Source organism: Hymenobacter sp. AT01-02, from assembly GCF_000961955.2.
Taxonomy (GTDB): domain Bacteria; phylum Bacteroidota; class Bacteroidia; order Cytophagales; family Hymenobacteraceae; genus Hymenobacter; species Hymenobacter mucosus.
On record NZ_JZIR02000192.1, the window covers coordinates 1 to 1,705 of the forward strand.

The following is a 1,705-nucleotide window of genomic DNA, read 5'->3' on the forward strand; positions in this document are numbered from 1 at the left end:
GTGCTGAATCCACCCACTTCCTGAAGCCCCCAAGGCCGGCCAGCCTTTGGGGCTTCGTCTTTTCAGACAAAGCCGGCTGGGTGACTTACCGTGCTAGTACCTCAAAGGTACACGGTACACCTGCGATTTCTAGTCGATATGGGTCAAATAGCATGAGTTGGACGGCTTTTCGTACTCGCCTGTTCATTCCAGTTCATAATAGACCAATAGATTAGCGAAGGAGAGTCATGTGCATCATCACCACTGGCTCAAGTGGTGGTGATGATGCACATGACTCTCCTATCTGGCTGGGGCGTTTCTATTACTGAGATACACAGCAACAAGGCCAAAGCAACTACAGGCAAACAATGGATCCCACTTGGGATGTCCTACTCTTCATAACGAGAGTATTAGCCGTATTTTTTAGTTACTTGCTGGCTGCCGGCACTCTGCATCTCCAGTCCTGATCTTAGCCCCCTACCCCATGGAATCTGTTGTAGCAGCCTCGCCTGCTGATGCGCACGACTCGGTTGCCAACGAAGCCACCTGCTTAAACTGTGGCCAGGCGATGGCGGAGGGACAATACTGCCCACAGTGTGGCCAGCCACGGCCGCATCGACTCTCAGTTAGGCATGTGCTCCACGAACTGCTGCACGTCTTTACCCACGCCGACAAAAGCATTTTCGCCTACACCGGACACGTGCTGTTGCGGCCGGGCCAGGTCGTGGCCGACTACCTGGCGGGCCGACGCAAACGGTACTTCAACCCCTTTCAATTTCTGCTGCTCGTCGTGGGGGCCGCGACTTTGCTCACCACCGTCGGGCATTACTACGAAGCGACCGGCCACGGTCTACAACAGCGGCTACAAAGTACCTAACGGCCGAGCAGTTGGTCCGGGTGGAGTCCTACTTCCACTACGTAGGCAAGTACCAAAACCTGTGGTGGCTGTTGCTGCTCCTACCCCTTTAGTTCGCTGATTGCGTGGGGCATGTATGGCCGGCGCCGGGTGAATTATGCCGAAGCGTTCATGGTACTGGTGGTCGTAGGTGCCGCCTTTCATATCTGCTGGGTAGCGGTGCTGTTGGGACTGGTGCTATTTAGGGGCGCCTTTTCAGGCACCAGCAATCTGGCGGCCCTGCTGCAAGTGGTAGTGATGTTCAGCTACCTAACACTCATCGGCCGCCGGGCCCTGGGATTGAGTACCGCGGGTAGTCTGTGGCGAGCCGCCGTTATTGTGCTGATTGGCGCGGCCTGCAGCGCGGCTATCAACTACGTTGCCTTCCGGCTCTACGTACTGGGGTGGTAGGCATCAACTTACTGGTGACCGTATAATTATTATTGCTAGCAAGGAGAAGGTAGCCAGCATCGGTGAGGCATCGGGTAACGACCCTCCCGTACGACCCGAGGCCACCGCGAACTACGCGCTTTCTTGTTTCGTACCCGGTAGCATGCTTTCTTTCCGCATGCCCCTTACCTCGCACACCATCTATTTTGAAAACCCCGCCGGCCGGCTCAGCGAGCATGCCCAGCTACGCCATTGTCCACTACAACCCCGGTAAACGGGTATTCAGCGATTTTCAGGCCCTACTTACCCACTTGGGGCACATGCTGCATCGGCGCGGATGGCACAAGGTGCTGTCTGATCAGCGCGCCTTATCTCCGTTTACCGAGCAGGAGCAAGCCTATATCCGGGCACGGTGGCAGGAAACGCGCCCGACAGTCACCA

The 1,705-nt window shown here is 56.4% G+C and carries 3 protein-coding genes; all 3 read left to right on the forward strand.

What is annotated here, in order from left to right; translation table 11 throughout:
* Positions 1-547: 547 nt before the first annotated feature.
* Positions 548-856 (forward strand): DUF3667 domain-containing protein, encoded by a 309-nt coding sequence (locus VI25_RS29100; protein WP_410503458.1) that lies wholly within the window; start codon positions 548-550, stop codon positions 854-856.
* Positions 857-985: 129 nt separating this feature from the next.
* A complete protein-coding gene (locus tag VI25_RS22260) occupies positions 986-1,285 on the forward strand; it encodes a hypothetical protein (RefSeq protein ID WP_236705211.1) in 300 nt (99 codons plus the stop codon).
* A 185-nt stretch (positions 1,286-1,470) separates the two neighbouring features.
* The coding region (locus VI25_RS22265; protein ID WP_152981777.1) for a hypothetical protein at positions 1,471-1,705 on the forward strand (235 nt) is incomplete at its 3' end.

What these genes read in the sequence shown, in the direction of transcription:
- VI25_RS29100 (WP_410503458.1), top strand. Translation starts at nt 548, where the DNA reads ATGGCGGAGGGACAATACTGCCCACAGTGTGGCCAGCCACGGCCGCAT.